At 68.0% G+C, this 725-nt stretch carries 2 protein-coding genes; both read right to left on the bottom strand.

Features of this window, described 5'->3' with window-relative positions; genetic code table 11:
• A partial coding sequence (locus IPZ69_RS46755; protein WP_268835909.1) for an alpha-amylase family glycosyl hydrolase occupies positions 1–267 on the bottom strand: 267 nt, incomplete at its 3' end.
• On the bottom strand, positions 264–725 hold a 462-nt coding region (locus IPZ69_RS46750; protein WP_235461021.1), incomplete at its 5' end, for an alpha-glucosidase C-terminal domain-containing protein. The genes IPZ69_RS46755 and IPZ69_RS46750, both read right to left, overlap by 4 nt.

The following is a 725-nucleotide window of genomic DNA, read 5'->3' as shown; positions in this document are numbered from 1 at the left end:
GACGGCCGTGTAGTCGGAGACGTCGTAACCGCCGTCCCTGAGCGGCGACTTGAAGAAGGGCGGCAGCCAGAGGCAGTCGACGCCGAGCCACTGCAGGTAGTCGAGCTTGGCGGTCAGACCCGAGAGATCGCCCACTCCGTCGCCGTCGCTGTCCTGGAAGGAGCGCACCAGGACCTCGTAGAACACGGCGCGTTTGAACCACTCCGGGTCCCGGTCCTTTGCCGGAGTGTCCTCGAAGGTGTCGTGGACGGGCTCGTTGACAGTCATGAGGCTGTTGACCCTCCCGTGTGCGGCGAGGCGGACGATCGCTGGATGTGGAGCACGTGCGCCGGTGCCCGGCCGGGCACGAGACGCACGTAGTTGGTCCTGCCCCAGTGGTAGGTCTCACCCGTCAGCTCGTCGTGCGCCGAGATGCCTTCGTGCCGGTCGAGGCCGAGGTGCGGCATGTCCAACGAGACCGTGGCCTCCTGGGTGTGGTGGGGGTCCAGGTTGGCGACCACCACGACCGTGTCGTCGCCCGTGCGCTTGCTGTACGCGAGCACGGCGTCGTTGTCGGTCGGATGGAAGCGCAGGTTCCGGAGGTGCCGCAGCGCGGGATGCCGGCGTCGGACGGTGTTGAGCCGGGTGATGAGGGGGGCGATGCTGCGTCCCTCGGCCTCGGCGGTGGCCCAGTCGCGGGGTTTGAGCTGGTACTTCTCCGAGTCGAGGTATTCCTCGCCGCCCTC

This window comes from Streptomyces olivochromogenes, from assembly GCF_021538895.1.
In the GTDB taxonomy this organism is placed as follows: domain Bacteria; phylum Actinomycetota; class Actinomycetes; order Streptomycetales; family Streptomycetaceae; genus Streptomyces; species Streptomyces olivochromogenes_A.
Note: the sequence above shows the minus strand (reverse complement) of the source record. Positions and strands in the feature narration are given on the sequence as shown.